The organism is Kitasatospora sp. NPDC058478, assembly GCF_042720345.1.
Classification (GTDB): Bacteria; Actinomycetota; Actinomycetes; order Streptomycetales; family Streptomycetaceae; genus Kitasatospora.
Window position 1 is genome coordinate 210,964 of the sequence record NZ_JBHXML010000003.1, and the last position, 17,892, is coordinate 228,855.

16 protein-coding genes and 1 pseudogene are annotated in these 17,892 nt (G+C 71.9%); 11 read left to right on the forward strand and 6 right to left on the reverse strand.

From position 1 onward, the window contains the following. Positions 1 to 134: 134 nt before the first annotated feature. Entirely contained in the window at positions 135 to 611 is a 477-nt protein-coding gene (locus ACFWPT_RS02985; RefSeq protein ID WP_063352790.1) for a GNAT family N-acetyltransferase, read from the reverse strand. A 458-nt stretch (positions 612 to 1,069) separates the two neighbouring features. Between ACFWPT_RS02985 and ACFWPT_RS02990 the strand changes: the two genes are divergently transcribed. The 5 genes and pseudogenes from ACFWPT_RS02990 to ACFWPT_RS03010 all read left to right on the forward strand — a co-directional run bounded on the left by ACFWPT_RS02990 (position 1,070) and on the right by ACFWPT_RS03010 (position 5,015). Further along, entirely contained in the window at positions 1,070 to 1,981 is a 912-nt protein-coding gene (locus ACFWPT_RS02990; RefSeq protein WP_380479048.1) for an ATP-binding cassette domain-containing protein, read from the forward strand. A gap of 82 nt (positions 1,982 to 2,063) precedes the next feature. Continuing rightward, complete coding sequence (locus ACFWPT_RS02995; protein ID WP_063352421.1) at positions 2,064 to 2,888, forward strand: ABC transporter permease; 825 nt, start codon at positions 2,064 to 2,066, stop codon at positions 2,886 to 2,888. Between the two features lie 84 nt (positions 2,889 to 2,972). After that, positions 2,973 to 3,794, forward strand: a pseudogene (ddaH, locus tag ACFWPT_RS03000) (dimethylargininase); the annotation flags it as partial. Between the two features lie 49 nt (positions 3,795 to 3,843). Continuing rightward, positions 3,844 to 4,044, forward strand: a complete 201-nt coding sequence (locus ACFWPT_RS03005) for an MbtH family protein (RefSeq protein WP_380479050.1) — start codon at positions 3,844 to 3,846, stop codon at positions 4,042 to 4,044. 260 nt (positions 4,045 to 4,304) lie between these two features. Further along, a complete protein-coding gene (locus ACFWPT_RS03010; protein ID WP_380479052.1) occupies positions 4,305 to 5,015 on the forward strand; it encodes a hypothetical protein in 711 nt (236 codons plus the stop codon). 86 nt (positions 5,016 to 5,101) lie between these two features. On the opposite strand, the gene ACFWPT_RS03015 is transcribed toward ACFWPT_RS03010, so the two are convergent. Continuing rightward, positions 5,102 to 6,067 (reverse strand): alpha/beta hydrolase family protein, encoded by a 966-nt coding sequence (locus ACFWPT_RS03015; RefSeq protein WP_380479054.1) that lies wholly within the window; start codon positions 6,065 to 6,067, stop codon positions 5,102 to 5,104. 328 nt (positions 6,068 to 6,395) lie between these two features. Here ACFWPT_RS03015 and ACFWPT_RS03020 point away from each other — a divergent pair, with 328 nt between their 5' ends. After that, positions 6,396 to 6,917, forward strand: coding sequence for a TetR/AcrR family transcriptional regulator (locus tag ACFWPT_RS03020; protein ID WP_380345893.1), 522 nt, complete (start codon positions 6,396 to 6,398; stop codon positions 6,915 to 6,917). A gap of 36 nt (positions 6,918 to 6,953) precedes the next feature. Here the strand turns inward: ACFWPT_RS03020 and ACFWPT_RS03025 are convergent, their stop codons facing one another. Further along, complete coding sequence (locus tag ACFWPT_RS03025) at positions 6,954 to 7,853, reverse strand: alpha/beta fold hydrolase (RefSeq protein WP_380479056.1); 900 nt, start codon at positions 7,851 to 7,853, stop codon at positions 6,954 to 6,956. 1,222 nt (positions 7,854 to 9,075) lie between these two features. On the opposite strand from ACFWPT_RS03025, the gene murF reads away from it, so the two are divergent. Further along, positions 9,076 to 10,464 (forward strand): UDP-N-acetylmuramoyl-tripeptide--D-alanyl-D-alanine ligase, encoded by a 1,389-nt coding sequence (murF, locus tag ACFWPT_RS03030; protein WP_380479058.1) that lies wholly within the window; start codon positions 9,076 to 9,078, stop codon positions 10,462 to 10,464. On the opposite strand, the gene murC is transcribed toward murF, so the two are convergent. Both murC and ACFWPT_RS03040 read right to left on the reverse strand, forming a co-directional pair. Next, complete coding sequence (gene murC / locus ACFWPT_RS03035; RefSeq protein WP_380479060.1) at positions 10,465 to 11,886, reverse strand: UDP-N-acetylmuramate--L-alanine ligase; 1,422 nt, start codon at positions 11,884 to 11,886, stop codon at positions 10,465 to 10,467. It lies immediately after the preceding gene. Between the two features lie 53 nt (positions 11,887 to 11,939). Continuing rightward, a complete protein-coding gene (locus ACFWPT_RS03040) occupies positions 11,940 to 12,134 on the reverse strand; it encodes a hypothetical protein (RefSeq protein ID WP_380479062.1) in 195 nt (64 codons plus the stop codon). Positions 12,135 to 12,293: 159 nt separating this feature from the next. Between ACFWPT_RS03040 and ACFWPT_RS03045 the strand changes: the two genes are divergently transcribed. The 4 genes from ACFWPT_RS03045 to ACFWPT_RS03060 all read left to right on the forward strand — a co-directional run bounded on the left by ACFWPT_RS03045 (position 12,294) and on the right by ACFWPT_RS03060 (position 16,053). After that, on the forward strand, positions 12,294 to 13,265 hold the full coding sequence (locus ACFWPT_RS03045) for a helix-turn-helix domain-containing protein (RefSeq protein ID WP_380479064.1): 972 nt from the start codon (positions 12,294 to 12,296) through the stop codon (positions 13,263 to 13,265). Further along, positions 13,262 to 13,825, forward strand: a complete 564-nt coding sequence (locus tag ACFWPT_RS03050) for a peptide deformylase (protein ID WP_380479066.1) — start codon at positions 13,262 to 13,264, stop codon at positions 13,823 to 13,825. Before ACFWPT_RS03045 ends, ACFWPT_RS03050 begins: the two co-directional genes overlap by 4 nt. 987 nt (positions 13,826 to 14,812) lie before the next feature. After that, entirely contained in the window at positions 14,813 to 15,154 is a 342-nt protein-coding gene (locus ACFWPT_RS03055; RefSeq protein WP_380479068.1) for a PadR family transcriptional regulator, read from the forward strand. Further along, positions 15,151 to 16,053, forward strand: coding sequence for a hypothetical protein (locus tag ACFWPT_RS03060; protein WP_380479071.1), 903 nt, complete (start codon positions 15,151 to 15,153; stop codon positions 16,051 to 16,053). The genes ACFWPT_RS03055 and ACFWPT_RS03060 overlap by 4 nt, the downstream gene beginning before the upstream one ends. Positions 16,054 to 16,332: 279 nt before the next feature. Here ACFWPT_RS03060 and ACFWPT_RS03065 read toward each other — a convergent pair whose 3' ends face one another. Continuing rightward, on the reverse strand, positions 16,333 to 17,484 hold the full coding sequence (locus tag ACFWPT_RS03065) for an RICIN domain-containing protein (protein ID WP_380379061.1): 1,152 nt from the start codon (positions 17,482 to 17,484) through the stop codon (positions 16,333 to 16,335). Positions 17,485 to 17,892: the final 408 nt, after the last annotated feature.

Here is a 17,892-nt window from a genome sequence, read left to right on the forward strand (position 1 = left end):
GTCGTGGGCCCCGGGGCCGTCGCGGGCCCCGGCCGTGGTGGCCTCCGGGGATCCTTGTGGGCTCCGGGGCCGTGGGGGCCCGCCGACGTCCCTCGGCGGGGGGACTGCCGGCTACCGCGCTGTGCGGGCGGGAGTCACGCGGTCCAGCGGTAGGTCATGTCCGGCTCGTTCTCCTCGTTGCGGCTGCCGTCGTTGGTGTCCACCACGACGAAGCCGTGCCGCTCGTAGAAGGCGCGCGCCTCGGTGTTCTTCTGGAAGACGTGCAGCGAGAGCTCCTGCGGGCTGGCCGACCTGACGGCCTCCAGCAGCACCGTCCCGATGCCGCGGCGGCGCGCCTCGGGGCGCAGGTAGAGGTGGTCGAGCAGGCTGCCGTCGAGCGAGGCGAAGCCCAGCACGGCCCCGGTCCCGGCGTCCTCGGCCAGCCACACCCGGGTGTCCGGGAGCACGACGTGGGTGATCCAGCTCAGGGTGGCCTCGTCACTGTGCAGACGGGGCAGGTACGGCATGGTCGCGGTGCGGGAGGCCAGGAAGACCTCGGTGACGACACCGGCGTCCTCGGCTACCGCGGCCCGCAGGCGGACGTTCGCGGTGAGCGGTCCGTCGGACTGCATCCACATCTCCTCGGTCAGGTGCGTGAAGGGGTGGTGGTGCCGCGGGTGACGACCGAAGGAGGAATACGTGATCGGCACCCGTCGCACACCGACGCTACGGTCGCGAACTATGGGCGATGGAGCCGAATTTCCCCCCGGATGGGCCGACATAGTGCGTCCCGGCGGCATTGATCTTCGAGCAACCTAACACCTGGTCATGGACAGGGGAACCCCCGAAAGCAGGTTCCTGACAAGTCGATTCTGCGGTTAGATGATCGCGCGGGCCCGGCCCCCGGGGAGCGAGGATTTCGGCGCACCGGGCGGTGACATTCCCCGACTTCCCTTGTACCTTCCCCGACGCCGAACTTCCCCTGGCCTCGCCCGACTTCCTCCGCCTTCTCCTCGCCTTGCCCTGCACATCCCCTGCACATCCCCTGCGCTTCTCCTGCCTTCCCCGACTCCCCGAAAGGAGCGCCCGCGTGGACACTCCTGCCGTCCGAATCAGCGGCGCGGTCAAGACGTTCGGTGCCACCACCGCGGTGGGCGGCCTGGACCTGGAAGTGCCGCCCGGCATGTTCCTGGGCCTGCTCGGGCCCAACGGCGCGGGCAAGTCCACCACCATGCGGATGCTCACGGGGCAGACCCGCGCGGACTCGGGCACCGTGGAGGTGTTCGGGCACCGGATGCCGGAGGACTCCCGCCGCGCCCGCTCCCTGGTCGGCGTCGTCCCGCAGCACGACAACATCGACCCCGAACTGACGGTGCGCCAGAATCTCGACGTGTTCGTCCGGTTCACGGCCCTGCCGCGCGAGCGCTACCGTGAGGCGGTCGACCAGGCGCTGGCCGCCGTCCGGCTGACCGACCGCGCGAACACCCGCGCCGACGCGCTCTCCGGCGGCATGCGCCGACGGGTCCTGCTGGCCCGGGGCATCGTCAACAACCCGCGGCTGCTGCTCATGGACGAGCCCACCGTCGGCCTGGACCCGCAGATCCGGCAGGACCTGTGGGACGTCATCGACGGGATGCGCGAGAGCGGCACCACGGTGGTCATGTCGACCCACTACATCGAAGAGGCGGAACGGCTCGCCGACGAGGTGGCCGTGGTGACCGGCGGCCGGGTGATCGCCCGGGGCACCCCCGCCGAACTGCTGCGCGCGCACGCGGGCGCACAGGCCGCCGAGTACCGGGGCGATGCGGCCCGGCGCGAACTCGTCGAGGCCGAGGCCGCCCGGGCCGGACTGCCCAGCCGGCGGACCGGGCCGGCGGTCTCCGTCCTGCGCGCCGAGACCATCTCCGCGCAGCTGCGCGAGCGTCTCGGCCCGCCGGACGTGCTGCGCCCGACCTCCCTGGAGGACGTGTTCGTCGCACTGACCGGAGAGCTGTTCGGCTGAGCCCGGGCCGGCCGCTCCCTCGCTCTCTCGCTCCCTCGTCTACCGCCTGCCCGCCCGCCCGCCCCCACAGAGAGGACACCCGATGACGACGGCGACGCCCATGCCCCGCACCGAGGCCCAGACCGGCCCCGCCCCAGGCCTCCCGCCCGCCCTGTGGCCGACCATGCGGGCGGTGTGGCTGCGCGAACTGCTGCTCTTCCGCCGCTACTGGCCCGCCATCACCTTCGGCTCGCTGATCGAGCCGCTGGTCTACATGACCGGGTTCGGCATCGGCTTCAGCCGGCTGATCGACTCGGTCCAGGGACACCCGTACCCGCAGTTCGTCGGCGTCGGCATGGTGGTCACCTCGGTGCTCTTCGCCTCGGCCTTCGCCGGGATGTTCGAGAGCTTCAACCGCCGCAAGTACCAGAAGATCTACGACGCCGTCCTGTGCCAGCCCGTCGACGTCTGGGAACTGGTCACCGCCGAGGCGTCCTGGATCGCCGTCAAGTCCTCCGTCTACGGCACCGCGCCGCTGCTGGTCTGCCTCGCCATCGGCCTGCCGCCGGGGCCGGAGCTGCTGCTGGTGCCGCTGGTGGCGCTGGTCTCCGGCTTCGCCTTCGCCCTGCTCGGCATGTGGGTGTCCTGCCTGGTGCCGGCGATCGACTGGCTGCGGCTCGTGGTGTCCGGCGTGCTCACACCGCTGGTGATGGCCGCGGGCGTGTTCTTCCCGCTGGACGGGCTGCCCGACTGGGTCCAGGGAGTGGCGGCCGTCAACCCGATCTTCCACTGCACGCAGCTGGTGCGTCACGCCGCCTTCGGGACGCTCGGGGCGGGCGACGCCCTGCACGGGGCCGTCCTGGCCGCATTCGCCGTCCTCGCCTGGTTCCTGGCCGTCCGCGGGATGCGCCGCCGACTCATCGACTGAACCGGCCCCGGACCTCCCGGAGCAACACGCAGACCCGCAGACCCGCAACACGTAGACCGTGCAGCACGCAGACCAAGGAGAACCACCCCGATGACAGCCCGCGCCGCGAGCCCGCGCCGTTTCCTGATGTGCCGGCCCAGCCACTTCGGCGTCAGCTACTCCATCAACCCCTGGATGCACCCGGAGAAGCCGGTCGACGGCGCGCTCGCGCTCGCCCAGTGGACCAGGCTGCGCGACCTCTACCGCGAACTCGGCCACACCGTCGAGGAGATCGACCCGCTGCCCGGACTGCCCGACATGGTCTTCGCGGCCAACGGCGCGACCGTGGTCGACGGGAAGGTCCTGGGCGCGCGCTTCCGCCACGCCGAGCGCACCGCCGAGGGCCCGGCCTACCTGTCCTGGTTCCGCGAGCGGGGCTGGTCCGAACTGCTGTGGCCCGAGCACATCAACGAGGGCGAGGGCGACTACCTGCTGGCCGGCCGCCGGCTGCTGGCCGGCACGGGCTTCCGCACCGACCCGAGGTCGCACGCCGAGGCCCAGGAGTTCTTCGGCGTCCCGGTGACCAGCCTGACCCTGGTCGACCCGGAGTTCTACCACCTGGACACGGCGCTCGCCGTCCTCTCCGACGACGAGATCATGTACTACCCGGAGGCCTTCACCCCCGGCAGCCGGGCGGTACTGCGCGAACTGTTCCCGGACGCCATCCAGGCGACCGCCGAGGACGCCGCCGTCTTCGGCCTCAACGCGCTCTCCGACGGCCGCCACGTCCTGCTCCCCGAGTCGGCCACCCACCTGATCGGCGAACTGCGCCGACGCGGCTTCGAACCGATCGGCGTGGACCTCACCGAACTCCTCAAGGCGGGCGGCAGCGTCAAGTGCTGCACCCTGGAACTGCGCGGCCACTGACCGCACCGACAAGCTCACCGGTTTTCACCGAGCACGAGAGGACGACGTGGTGACGAATCCCTTCGACGACCCCGACGCCGACTACCTGGTCCTGGTCAACGCAGAGGGCCAGCACTCACTGTGGCCCGCCTTCGCCACCGTGCCCGACGGCTGGAAGACGGTGTTCGGCGCAGCGCGACGCCAGGCCTGCCTCGACCACATCGAGCAGACCTGGCCCGACATCCGCCCCCGAAGCCTGACCCACGACTGACCCCCACACCGCCCCGCCCACTCACCCCGCCCGGTCGTGCCGCAGAAACGCAGCACCCCTCCCCGGCCCGCAGACGGCTGCCCTACGGAATGGCAGAGTTCCTGCTGAGGCCGCTGCGCGACGAGTTCGACGGACGGCCGATCAGGAAGTGGGCTGGGAGCTGCCGGAGAGCCACAGGGAGTGACCTGCCGCGCCCGGCTAAGAACCTTTGGGGTGGGACGTTGTACGCGGAGAGGCCGGTCAGGGAATCGGCGCGGGTGATGTGGGAGCACAAGGCGCTGCTGCTCCTGCCCGGGATCGCCGGTGTGGTGCTCGCCGGGTTGGTCGGGGCGCTCGCCTTGGGGGTGGCGGGGCTGTGGTCGGGGGCCGTCCTGGGGAACGTGGCATTGGCGGTGGTCGCGATCCTCGTTGTGGCGGTCTTCGCCACGTTCTTCAATGCGGTGCTGATCGCCGCGGCGGATGACGTGTTGCGGGGGCGGCCGGTCGGGATCGGGGCCGGCTACGGGCGGGCGCTGCGGCGGCTGCCGGCGATCGTGGTGTGGGCGCTGGTCGGTGTGGTGGTGATCTTCTTCGGGTCGCTGCTGCTGGTCGGGATTCCGTGGGCGATGGCTTCCTACCTGGTACTGCCGGCGATGATGATCGACGGCATCGGGGTCCGTGAGGCGATGCGGACTTCCCGGCAGGCGTTCCGGGCCCACGGCGGGGACACCGCGCGCAGTTCGACCTGGATCGCTCTGCCCGTCACGCTGTCCTTCTTTCCGTCGGTGGCGGTCTTCGGCGTGGGCCTCACGGCGGTCGACCGGGCCTTAGGGGTGCTCGCCATGGCGGGCTCCACCCTGTGGCTGGCGCTCGCCGTGACGGTGACGGCGGGTCTGTCCGGGGTGTTCCGGGTGCGCCATTACCGCGAGTTGACGGGACGACCGGCCACGGCGCCCACGCTTCCTGCGCTGCACGTTTCGCCGGTGGAGTAGCGCGGGTGGTCGGCGGCCGTTCGACCACCCGCGCTCTCGTACTCACCGGGGAGGCGGCGTCGAATGACGTACGCGCTCGGTCGGTGCTACTTGGAGTCGACCCGGCCGAGCGGGTCGGCTTCGGCCGCCAGCGCCTCGCATGCCGTCTGCCAGGCGGGGTCGCCGGGGTGGAGTGCGGTGCGCAGGTAGGCCCAGGTGAGCCGTTGGAGCAGCGCGACCCGTGCGGGGTTCTCGTCCGTGGTCTCGGCGACGTCGTATCCGGAGATCCCGCCGAGCCCGTGCTCGGCGTCGAACAGGGTGAGCAGCGACTTGGGGTCGGGGGAGAGGGTGTACGGATCGGTGTGCCAGTTCGGGCCCCGGACCGTCAGGTGGGCGGAGGCGTCCTTGTCCCCGGCGACCACGAGCGTGGGCGTCGTCATCCGGGAGAAGTCCGGGGTCGAGAGGAAGGGGTAGTTCTCGGCCACCTGCGGGGTGAGGGCGTCACCGCCCCTGCCGGGTGCGGCCAGGAGGACGCCCGCCGTGATCCGGGGCTCGGCCAGGTTCACGGTTGTCCCGTCGTCGGGGTCGGTGAGCCGGGCGCCGAGCAGCAGGCTCGCGGTGTGCCCGCCCATCGAGTGCCCGGCGACGGCGACCCTGCCGTGGTCCAGGCGTCCGAGGAGCTGGGGGACGGCGGCCTCGATCGTGTCGAGCCGGTCGAGGATGTGCGTCATGTCCTCGGCCCGGGACCGCCAGTACATGGGGGCCCCGGGGGTGTCGGGGGCGAGGTCCAGCGTCGTCGAGCTGAGGTGGGTGGGCTGGATCACGGCGAAGCCGTGCGCGGCCCAGAAGTTGACGAGGGGGGCGTAGCCGTTCAGCGAGGAGAGGTGGTTCGAGTGGCCCTGGCCGTGGGAGAGGAGGACGACCGGCAGGTCGGTCCCGGTCAGTGGGGCGGAGACCCGCACCTCCAGGTCCACGGCCCGGCCGGGCACCGGCAGGACGACCGGACTGACGGAGAGGACGGGGACGGGGGCGGGCGGGCCGAAGGTGCCGGCCGGGTGCGTCGATTCGCTCATGGTGCGCATGTCCCTTCGGGGGCCTCTCCCGGTCGGGCCTGAGCGGCCGGCGGCGGGCGAGGCGGTCGGGAGCGTCCGGTTTCGGCTATGCTGAAACCGGAACCTTGTTCCACTTACTATACGGAACATCGTTCCGCTTAGTCAACGGCCAACGGCCAACGGTCATCGGCTGTCGGCTGTCGGCTGTCGGCTGTCGGCTGTCGGCTGTCGGAAGGAGAGCATCGTGTCCACTGCGGGCCAGTCCGGGGAGACCCGGCCAGAAGAGACCCCGCCCGGGGAGTCACCGGCGAGGGGAAGGCGGGCCGACGCGCAGCGCAACCGGCAGACGCTGCTGGCCGCCGCCGCCGAGGTGTTCGTCTCCTCCGGCGTCGACGCGCCGATCCGCGAGATCGCGACCAGGGCGGGCGTCGGAACGGGAACGATCTACCGCCACTTCCCGACCCGCGCGGATCTCGTCGTCGCCGTCTACCGCCACCAGGTCGAGGCCTGCGCCGAAGCCGGCCCGGCCCTGCTCGCCGAGGCCGACTCCCCGTTCGCGGCACTTCGCCAATGGGTCGACCTCTTCGTCGACTTCCTGGTCACCAAGCACGGACTCGCCAACGCGCTGCAGTCGGACGGCAGCGGCTTCGACGCGCTGCACGCCTACTTCCTCGACCGCCTGGTGCCCGTCTGCGCACAGCTGCTCGCCGCCGCGGCCGAGGCCGGCGAGATCAGGCCCGGAACGCAGGCCTACGAACTGATGCGCGGCATCGGCAACCTCTGCGCCGGCCGCGACGGCGACCCCCGCTACGACCCCCGCCGCCTGGTCGACCTGCTCCTCCAGGGCCTCCAGCGCCCCCCGTCATCCTGACGCGCGAGGGCCTTCCGCAACCGCGAGCTCCCCGGCTCAGCCCGTCCTGGCCAGCATGGCGTGGACGGACCTGATCACCACGTCGGGGCGGTCGAGCGGGACGTCGTGCGAGCTGTTGTCGGCCACGACCAGGTCGCGGTCGGGGGCGGCGTGAGCGAACGCCGCCTGCGCGTCGCGCCAGAACCGGGCATCCTGCGGCGAGGTTTCGAACGGTGTCCTGGCCGAGGCGATGACCGTCGCCGGAAGGTCCTGCGGCCAGGACGCCTGGTGGTACGCGCGGTGCATGGCCGCGTAGTCCTGTGCCACGGAGAGCAGTTGGCGGGTCTGGGGAGTGGAGGGCTGGGAGGCGAGAGCGGCGACCTGGTCCTTGTTCGCGGCCACGACCCGGTCGATCTCGCCGTCGGTGTAGAAGTCGGGCAGGCTGGCGTCGATCAGAACCGCACCGCCGACCCACCCGGGGTGGCTGCGCACGAAGTAGGTGGCGATCTCCCCGGCCTCCGAGTGCGAAGCCAGGACCACGTGACGCGTGGCGCCTGCCGCCGTCAGCACCGCCGCCAGATCCGACACGGCGTCGTCGACCCGCCACGGTCCGGCCACCTCCTCGCTGGCACCCAGACCGGCCCGGTCGTACGTGATGATCTCCGCACCGGTGTCCTTGGCCAGGGCCGGCACCAGGTCCTTCCAGTAGGACGAGTCCTGCCCGCCGCCGGCATCCAGCACGACCGCCGGCAGACGGCCGGGCGTGACATGGAAGACCAGCCGGTGCCCGTTGTCGACGACCGTCCGGGCGGAACCGTCGGAGCCGTCAGAGCCGGCCGCCGAACCGGCCGAGCCGACCGCACCCGGCACGCGGGACGTGCCGCACGCGGCCGCGCTTCCCAGTGCGAGAGCAGCGGTGGCGAGCAGGAGCACTGCCCGCCGACTGCGTGACGTCATGATCCGTCCTCCGATTGCATGATGAAGGCGCGTCAGGGCAAGCCACCCGCCACCGACACCCGACCCTCGCCTCTGCGAGACGACCACCAGTCTTCGCCGCCGCCCCGCCCCCGGTCGATGCGACCAACCCCCCGACACCCCCGGGGGCTCCCCCCCACCACCCACACCAGGGCGCACCCCCGAGCCGCGTCGAACCCACGACGCCCGCCGCGCCGACCGGTACCAAGGTCGTCAACGGCCCCACCCGCCGACGCTGACCCGCCGGAACAGCCCGATGCCCGAGCTTAGCCAGCAGCACAAATCCCCAGCCACAGAGCCTCCTTGCCGATCTCTTGACGTCGTCCGCACGCCGTCAAGGCGCTATGCTTTGGCCAGGCGACCACGCTCGCCGTTACGTCGGACCCGGGCTTCTCCCGCAGCCGCCCGGGGTTGAGGGCGCAAAGTGCCGTCGGGCGCGCGTGGTGCAGAGCTGTCGTTCCTCCGATGGGGCGCAGTGGGCGGGAGCACTGAGTCGCGCCCACCGGGAGCCGGACATGACGCTCGACAGGGACATCGTTACGCTCACACGCCGCATCCAGCGTGAGTCCGGGGACACGATCCCCTTCCGGCAGGCGCGGTTGACAGCCGCGCGCGAGTTGGGCGGGCTGCCCGTCCACACCATGACTGCCGAGGAGCGGATCCCGCTCCGCATCCAGTACACCGCGGAGAGCGAGGCCGCCGAGACACGGCGACGCCTACCGGGTGGTGCTGGGCACTGCCACGCTCGAACTGTGTGACGGGAAGGGCTGATCCGTGCCGTTCCTCACCGACCACCCGGGGTCCGCGCCCGTTTTGGTGGCCGCTGTCATCCTCGGAGTCCTCCGCTTTACGTTTCCGAAGGATTCTCGCCACCGCCTGGAGCTGTGGAAGGCCCTCAAGCACCGACGTCGGCGCTGGCAGGTGACGGAGCGTCGCCGCATGACGGGAGAGGTCCGGAAAGCCTGGCCGGCCGGATCACCCTGTTTGAGCGGCACGACGCGACGGTCACCGATCGCGCCGCGCGGACCTCAGCCGACCAGCATCCCGCCGGGGCCGTTCACCTGACAGGTGAACGGCCCCGGCAGGCCTACACAGTCTGGTTCGGAATGCGCGGGATGGCAGGGGAGGCGTCGGGGAGCCGCTAGCGTCGAGGGCAGGCCGCCCCGGGACGAGCGGGCGGGTGCGTCGATGGATCGGAGCCGCCGTGGTCCCCATGACCCTGAAAGAGATCGCCGAGGCTGTCGGGGGCGCTCTGCACGACGTCCCCGATCCGGGCGCGGTGGTGGACCGGCCCGGGGTCATCGACTCGCGGCTGGTGGAGCCGGGGGCGCTGTTCATCGCGTTGCCGGGTGAGCACACGGACGGGCACCGGTTCGCGGAGGCCGCCGTCCGCGCCGGGGCGACGGCAGTGCTTGCCTCTCGGCCGGTGGGGGTGCCGGCGGTCGTGGTGTCGGACGTCCAGGACGCGATGGGTGCGCTGGCCCGCGCGGTGCTGGACCGGCTGAAGGCGCCGACCGTGATCGGGCTGACCGGCTCTGCCGGGAAGACCAGCACCAAGGACCTGCTGGCCCAGGTGCTGGAGACCATGGACACCACGGTGGCCACGCCGCTGTCGTACAACGGCGAGATCGGCCTGCCGCTGACCGTATTCCGGGCGGACGAGAGCACTCGCCTGCTGGTGCTGGAGATGGGCTCGCGGGGCGCCGGGCACATCAAGTACCTGACGGGGATCGTCCCGCCGAAGGTCGGCCTGGTGCTGAACGTCGGGACCGCGCACGTGGGCGAGTTCGGGGGCGGGAAGGAGTCGATCGCGGTCGCCAAGGGCGAGCTCGTCGAGGCCCTGCCCGTCGACGGCCTGGCGGTGCTGAACGCCGACGACCCGTACGTCATGTCGACGGCGTCGCGCACGGTCGCGCCGGTCCTGACGTTCGGGGTGGAGGCCGGGGACGTGCGGGCCGTCGACGTCGAGCTGGACGGCGCCGGGCGGCCGTCGTTCACGCTCACGTGCCGCGGCGAGAGCGCCCCCGTGAATCTCGGGCTGCACGGCGCCCACCACGTGTCCAACGCGACGGCCGCCGCCGCGGTGGCGATCGGCCTGGGCGCGAGCGTGCGGCAGGCAGCCGACGCGTTGACTGGCGCCCGGCAGCTGACGCCGGGCCGGATGGACGTCACCGAGCGGCCGGACGGCGTGACGGTGATCAACGACGCGTTCAACGCGAACCCCGATTCGATGGCCGTCGCCCTTGCCGCGCTCACCGCCATGGCCGGCGGCGGGCGCAGGACTGTGGCGGTGCTGGGCGAGATGCGGGAGCTGGGCGAGGAGTCCGAGGCCCACCACGCGGAGCTGGGTCGGCTCGTCGCCCGCAGCGGGATCACCGACCTCATCGCGGTCGGCGACCGGGAGGCCCGGCTGGTGCACACCTGGGCGGTGGAGGGCGGCGTCAACGGCACGCTGGTGCCCGACCGCGACGCCGCCCTCGATCTGCTGCTGACCTGCCTCAAGCCCGGAGACGTGGTGCTGGTGAAGGGCTCCCACAGCGTCGGGCTGGAGGACACCGCGATGCGCCTTGCCAAGCCCGACGCCGCACGCTGACTACGCCGCGACGATCGGGGCCTCGGCCAGCCGCAGCAGGACGGCCCTGCCGACGCGACCGGCGGTTCCGGTGCCCATCGTCACCACCAGGTCGCCGGGCCCGGCCAATTCGGCGACCACGTCCGCCGCATCGCGCCCGTCGCTCGCAGTGTGGGCCCGGCCGCCGCAGGCAGCGACCTGCGCGGCCATCGGCGCGGTGCTGATCCCGATGAGCGGGGTCTCGACCGAAGCGTGCACGTCCAGGAGGACGACCTCGTCGGCCGCCGCGAGCCGGCGGCCCATCTCCTCGCCGAGGGCGGCGGTGCGGGTCCAGCCGGTGGGCTCGAACACCGCGATCACCCGGCCCTCGGTGAGCATCCGGGCCGTGGCCAGGTCGGCGGTGATCTCGCTCGGGTGGTGGGCGTAGGAGTCCAGCACCGTCACCCCGGCGTAGGTGCCGGTGGTGGTGAGCCTGCGCTTGATGCCCTGGAAGGCGTTGATGCCGGCCACCAGGCCGGCGGGCTCGGCCCCGAGCGCCCGGCCGGCGGCGAACGCGGCGGCGGCGTTCAGCGCGTTGTGCCGACCGGGGACGGCCAGGGCGAACTCGTGCCACGACCCGTCCGTGTCCTGGACGGTGACGTGGCTGGCCGTCCCGTCCCACAGCACGCGCAGCACCCGCACGTCGGCGTCCTGGGCCTCGCCGACGGTGACGACGCGCGGGCCGGGCGCCGCCTGGAGGCGCTCGGCCAGCAGCCGGGCGCCCGGGTCGTCGGCGGAGACGACGAGCACGGAGCTGTTACGGGCCAGGCGCTCGAAGACGTCCAGGACGTCGTTCAGGTCGACGTACTGCTCGGGGTGGTCGTCGTCCACGTTCAGGACGACGGCGACCTGCGGGTGGTAGCGGCCGGCGGTGCGGTCGCTCTCGTCCGCCTCGGCGACCAGGAGGCCGCCGAGACCCTGGTGGGCGTTGGGGCGGCCGACGGGGGTGCCGCCGATGGCGTACGACGGGTCGAGGTGGGCCAGCGCGGTGCTGAGGATGCCGGTGGTCATGGTCTTGCCGTGGGTGCCCGCCACGGCGACCGACTGCTCGACGGTGGCGATCAGGTGCGCGAGCACGTCCGAGCGGTGAACCACCGGGATGCCGGTGCGGCGGGCGGCGGCGACTTCGGGATTGCTCGGGGTCACCGCGCTGGACCACACGAGAACGGTGGCGTCGGCGGGCACGTTGCTGGTGGTGTGGCCGATGGCGACGGCGGCACCGGCGTCCTCCAGCTCACGCAGGGCGGCGGTGTCGCTGGTGTCGGAGCCGGAGACCCGGCTGCCGCCTTCCAGCAGCAGGCGGGCGACGGCCGACATGCCGACGCCGCCGATGCCCACGAAGTGCGGGCGGGTCAGGTCGACGGGGCCGTCGTGGACGGGGACGATCACGTTCCTGGTTTCCATGCTGTGCGCTCCAGTTCGGAGTCCAGCCCGTGATGGGCGATGGGTGGAAGGCGCTACGCGGAGGTGCCGCCGTCCGGCGCCGAGCCGGCAGCCGGGTGGGCACCGATTCGGGCCGAGTCGAAGTCGTCGTGCACGATGACGCCGAGCAGAGCGATCACCACGGCGTTGCCGACCGCCCACAGGACACCGAGGAACGCGCCGACCGGATCGCGGTGCTGGCCTCGGTGACGGGACGGGGACTCGTACACGGCTAACTCCTCACGACAGACGGGGAGATGGGGACTGGTGTTGACCGGGCGCTTGAATTTCGTGCCCGATGGGGTCATGAGAGCCGAAGGCAGGACCGTGACGGGATGGTGAGCTAAGGTCACTCACGGTTCATTCATCACTCACTGGGGGCGGAGCGGATGGAGACGCAGGCCGACCACGACGCGGTCGACCAGGCCATGGAGGCGTTCGCCGCCGAAGTCGCCCACTGGCGCGAGGTGCGCGGCCTCTCCAAGCGCGCGCTGGCCGGAAAGATGGGGTTCGACCCCTCGTACGTCAGCCACATGGAGTCCGGCCGCCACAAGCCCACCGAGGAGTTCGCCCGTCTCGCCGACGAGACCCTCAACGCCGGGAAGGCCATCTGGCGACGCTGGCTCGACTACGACGCCGCCCGCTCCCGTAGCCGCACCCCGACCACGCCGCCGCCACCCCGCCGGCCCGAGCAGCCCTACGCATCCGGCTCCGCGCTCGTGGTCGAGCACGACGAAGCCGCGCTCCAATTCGACGGCTCCACCTACCGGTTGACCATGCGCCGTCGACTACGCAACACCGGAGCCGAGCCCATCACCCGCTACCTCATCCGCATCGCCGTCGACCGCTACCCCGGCGAACCCGAGCGCTCCAACGCCCACTACCGTGAACACCCACTGACCTGGGACGAACTCGCGCTCACCGCCTCGTGCCGGGGCGAGGACATGCGGTGGCAGGCCAAGCACGACCGCGACGCCTTCAAGGAGGTCTGGCTCCTGTTCGACAACGAGCACGGCCGCTTCCCGCTCTACCCGGGCGACGCGACCTGGATCGAGTACGCCTACAGCGTCGGCGCCGACAAGTGGGGCCACTGGTTCCAGCGCGCCGTCCGCCTGCCCACCGAACACCTCGCCGTACGCCTCGACTTCCCCGCCGCCCTCGACCCGGTGGTGTGGGGCACCGAAACCTCCATGACCGCCGAAGCCGTGCCCCTCCGTACCGCCGTCAGCCGCCGCGACGACGGCGAGCGCCGGCACTTCGCCTGGGCGACCGACAACCCACCGCTGCACGCCCGCTTCCGCCTCGAATGGCGCTTCCGCACCACCGCCAACAACCCGCAGCAGACCAAGGAGACCAGGTGATCGAGGTGCGGCCCAGCCAGCAGATGCAGTCCCTCGGCGTGATCCAGCAGGGCACCCCCATCCTCAACCGCCCCGCCGAGCCCTTCGACCTCCCAGTCGAACGCGCCGCCGCCCAGGCCGTGATCGACGAGCTGTTCACCGCCGTCGACCGGATCGGCCGCGTCCACTCCTTCGCCAAGGGCATGGGCCTCGCCGCCCCGCAGATCGGCATCCCCCGCGCCGCCGCCCTTGTCCTGCCCCCGACCGCCGGTGCCGACCCGATCATCCTGCTCAACCCCAAGGTCACCGCCGTCTCCGACGAGACCGACGAACAGTACGAGGGGTGCCTCAGCTTCTTCGACGTCCGCGGCATGGTCCCCCGCCCCCTCCGCATGAACGTCACCGCCACCACCCTCGACGGCATCACCACCACCGCCACCTACGAGTTCGGCCTCGCCCGCCTCATCGCCCACGAGATCGACCACCTCGACGGCCTGCTCTACACCGACCGCATGCGCCCCAACGCCCACCCGATCCCGGTCGAGGAGTACCGAGGTACCGGCTCGACCTGGGCCTACTGACATCCGGGGCAGGTGGCGCCTGGCGCATGTCACTCCACACAATCAGTTGATAGAACCATCGAAATCCTGCATGCCTGGTCGCGATGAGCTCTGGCCATCTGTCAGCAGTGAAAATGTATGGAGAGGCATCCCGGACGGGGTTGAGCCCTTGCTCCCTCTGGCCGGGATGCAGCGAACCGCTCTGCCGAAGGCCCCCCGGTTCCATCCCCAATGCCTGTACGTCAACCCGGATTTCAGACCCCCGCCCATAGGGCGGAGGGGTCTTTTCGTTTCTAGGCAGCCCACCGCGTTCTCGTACGCCCCCGTACCACCTTTGGTGCGGGGGTCTCGTCGTCCCTGGAGGTCTTGATGATCGATAACACCATCACCTACGGCGCTTGGTTGAGCATCACCTGGATGGTCACCATCTTGCTTTTGGTGCTTCTCATCTCGTTTCTCACCTGGCTTGCCCTGCGCAAGGCGCAGCCGGGGGAAGTTGTCGATGTCCTGGCTGAGGTGCGGCGGATTATCGTTGCACTGGGTACTTTCACGCCCGCCCCAGTCCGACGAGTCAGTCGAGGCCCAGGTGCCAGTCCCGTTGGCCGGCTAACCGGTCGGCCTGCGTCACGAGAGGTGACGGATCAGCCGGATGGCGCCGAGCGGCCCATGATGCGGGCTCCTTCCTGCCCAGCTTCGGCCAACAGGGGCGGAGCGTCGTGAGCTGGTCGCTGCGCTGACCGGGGCCGCGGTGGTCCGGGCGGAGCCACACCACGTTCTCGTCCATCGGTGCTTCCTCCCGGCTCGATCACGACAGGGACGTTGACTGGCGGCCACGAGCGCAGCCCACGTGGCCGCCCGTCGAATGCATCCCTCCCACCGAGGGCCCGCGTGACCACGACCGGTGGCCCCGTCTTGCGCACCTCGCCCCGGGCCTGCACGGCCACGCACCTCGTCTCGGGCCTGGCCGACCGCGTTGAGATGGTCCGGCGGAGTGACTATCTTCGTGAGGTGAGTGAACGTGTGATGCAAGAGCCCACCCTGATGGTGTTGACCGCCCTCGCGGACGCGCCCCGGCACGGATACGCCATCGCGCAGGAGGTCAAGGTGATGACCGGCGGCCGGGTCGCGCTGCGTACGGGTGCGCTGTACGGGGCCCTGGACCGGCTGCTGGCCGACGGTCTGATCGACATCGACCGCGAGGAGATCGTCGACGGCCGGGCCCGGCGGATCTTCACCCTGTCCCCGGCGGGGCGGGAGCGGCTCGCGGTGGAGGCCGAGCGCCTGGCCGCGGCGGCGAAGGAGGCCACCCGCCGCCTGTCCGTCGCCGAGCCGCCGGCGGCCTCCGCATGATCGAGCGCGTCCTGCGGCTCTATCCCGCCGCCTACCGCCGGGCCCACGGCGGGGAGATCGTCGCGACCTTCCGCGAGATGACCGCGGGCGAGCCGCTGGGCTCGCGGCTGCGGGAGGGCGCGGGTCTGGCGGCGCACGCGATGAGGATGCGGATGGGGCTGGGCACGGCCGCGCCCGTCGCGAAGGTCCTCGCGCTGGCGTACCCCTTCGCGCTGGCCGCCGCGGCCGCCGCCTGCGGCCTGCACCTGCTGAGCTGGTACGCCGGCGTCGTCTCCTCGCCCGCCCCGCTGGGGGTGCGAATCGGAACCGACCTGTCGGGGGCGTGGGGCGCACTGCTCGTGTCGTCGCTGGTCGTGGTCGCGGGGTCGGTGGCGGCGCTGGCCGGCCGGTGGCGCCTCGGGGTGCCCTGCGCGGTGGCCGGGCTGCTCTCCTTCGCGGCGGCCGCGGTGGTCAGCGGGCGGGCGTTCGGTGACCCGGTGGTCACCCCGGCCGCGATGGTCCTGGCGGCGGCCGTGCTGCTCGCCTGCCCGCAGGACCGGCGGGCGGAGGGCGTCGCGGCGGGGCGGGCGGGCGCGGCCGCTGCCGTGGTCGCGCTCGTGGTCGTGCCCCGGGCGGCCATCGCCTCGCACGGGGTGCCGTGGGTCAGCACCGACTACGGGTGCTGGCCGCTGGTCGTCCTGGCCGCGACCGGTGTCGCGCTGACCTGGTCCAGCGGATCGCGGGGCGGCCGCGAGCTGGCGGCGATGGCCCTGGCCTCCCCGCCGCTGCTCGCCCACGCCTACACGGTGGCGTGGGGCGAGGCGGCTGTCGTCGCGTGCCTGGCGGCCGCGTTGCCGGCCACCGCGGTGGTCGCCGGGCTCGCCGGCCGCCTGAGGCGAAGCGGTCGCATCCTCCGCTGAACGGCCTGCCGCGGCTGCTGAACTCGATGGGGTGATGTCGGAGCTGGTTTCTTCGGAATGGCTGGGGCTCTGGCTCACCTTCCGCCCAGGAACAGATGCTTCAGGCAGCAAGAGGGCCCAGCCGCAACCAGCGGCTGGGCCCTCTTCGCATCCTCGTTCAGCCTGGCTGCGAGCTGCTTGACGTCGGGTGCGAGGTGTCCGGCCTACGGGTCGGATCGACGTCGGCCGGGATGCGCGGTGCGTCGAGCGGATGGTCGCCGTACGGGTCGGGCGAGCGGGTCAGCTCTTCCCGCCCTCGGCCCAGGTGATGTCCATCTGGTCGATGAAGTAGCGGCCGTCGAAGCAGAGGAAGACCTTGGACGTGGTGTCGTTGTCCGCGATCCAGGTCTTGTTCCACTGCACGACGGTGCCGGCGCCGTCGCGCTTGGGGAAGTAGAGGCCCTCGCGGCGCTCGGGCTGGTTGTAGAAGCCGTGCCCGTTGGCCAGCCGGTGCGGCGTCCTGACGAGGGCACCGCTGACGTCGGCGTAGAGCGCGGCGGGGAAGTTGGTGCGGGCGACGAGCTTCGGCGGAACGTAGTGGACGTCGACCTCCCCGGAGTCCACGTAGCGGGCGGGTTCCCCCGGCAGCCGGTGGAAGGCCCTGCGCGCGGCGCCCGCCGTCTCGTAGCTGTCCGTGAAGGTCACGAGGCTTCCCTCCCGCCCCTCCTTGTACCAGTCGCCCTGGGAGTACTGGTCGAAGTCGAAGGCCTCGATGCGGGTGCCCGGGGCGAGGAGCTCGCCGGGGACCTCCCGGAAGCTGGTCTCGTCGAAGATCTGCTCGATGGTTCGCACGTGCTTCTCGAAGCGGCGGGCCGGCACCCGGACCCGTCCCGTTCCCACCGGGAGGTCGGTGGCCTTCGGCGCCGGAGCGGGTGCGGGCTTGGGCGGTGGGACGGGCGCGGGCGCCCAGGCGGTGCAGGAGCGGTCCTCGGCCCCGGCGCCCTTCTCCAGGACCAGCGGTCCGCCCGGCCGTTCGGCGGCCGGGTCGGCCAGGCCGAGGAGGCAGTTGGAGGAGTCGTGGAGGGCCATCAGCCGACCGGTGTCGCGCTGGACGAAGGCCCGCCACGCCTGCCGCCAGTACGAGGAATCGCTGCCGGTGTCGGGGAACTTGGGCCGCAGGGTGACCGTGGCACCCCGGCTCGACTCCTCGGCGGTCAGGTAGAGGCCGGTGGCGACGTGCCGGATCCGGTGGTTGATCACCCGGAACCGCTCGGCCACCCACTGCTCGCCGTCACCACCGGTCTCGGGTCCGAGCACCACGGGGGTGCCCTCGGGGCTCCCCGCCGGGGCACCCGCCACCAGGCCGGGAATGCGGTGCAGGCGCAATACGAAGGTCTCGGCGGGCCAGTCGACCAGCATCGTGAACAGCCTCTCGGTAGTCGAATATGACATGAAGTCACAACATGATCACCTGATCGGGTGGGGATGCGCCATGGCGTACGGCACACCGTGGGCGCCGCACCAGGAGGCTGTGCTCCGGCACCCGCCGAAGGCCACCCGCCGAAGGGCGCCGGCGGGTCGGGCCCCGGCCGCGCGAGGCGCACCTGGGACCCGACGGTCCGTGCAAATCCTGCTTGCAGGCCATCCGGGCCGAGGATGATGCGCAGTGGGCCCTGGGTGTCCAGGACGCCCGGCCGCGCCCGCTCCAGCTCATCGTCGGCACCCACCGCCGTGGCCGTGGCGGAACCGGCGGAGGCGCCGCGCCGGGCCGTGGCGGAAGGGGAGTACGTCAAGGTGCGGTAGTCGTCACGGACGGCACACTGCACCGGGTGTCGGCCGCCGTACGCGTTCCCCGCGTAC

Bases quoted from the DNA above. Each gene is read 5' to 3' on its own strand.
- ACFWPT_RS02985 (WP_063352790.1), bottom strand. From the start codon at position 611: ATGCAGTCCGACGGACCGCTCACCGCGAACGTCCGCCTGCGGGCCGCG.
- ACFWPT_RS02995 (WP_063352421.1), top strand. From the start codon at position 2,064: ATGACGACGGCGACGCCCATGCCCCGCACCGAGGCCCAGACCGGCCCC.
- ACFWPT_RS03010 (WP_380479052.1), top strand. From the start codon at position 4,305: ATGTGGGAGCACAAGGCGCTGCTGCTCCTGCCCGGGATCGCCGGTGTG.
- ACFWPT_RS03015 (WP_380479054.1), bottom strand. From the start codon at position 6,067: ATGAGCGAATCGACGCACCCGGCCGGCACCTTCGGCCCGCCCGCCCCC.
- ACFWPT_RS03025 (WP_380479056.1), bottom strand. From the start codon at position 7,853: ATGACGTCACGCAGTCGGCGGGCAGTGCTCCTGCTCGCCACCGCTGCT.
- murC (WP_380479060.1), bottom strand. From the start codon at position 11,886: ATGGAAACCAGGAACGTGATCGTCCCCGTCCACGACGGCCCCGTCGAC.
- ACFWPT_RS03045 (WP_380479064.1), top strand. From the start codon at position 12,294: ATGGAGACGCAGGCCGACCACGACGCGGTCGACCAGGCCATGGAGGCG.
- ACFWPT_RS03060 (WP_380479071.1), top strand. From the start codon at position 15,151: ATGATCGAGCGCGTCCTGCGGCTCTATCCCGCCGCCTACCGCCGGGCC.
- ACFWPT_RS03065 (WP_380379061.1), bottom strand. From the start codon at position 17,484: ATGTCATATTCGACTACCGAGAGGCTGTTCACGATGCTGGTCGACTGG.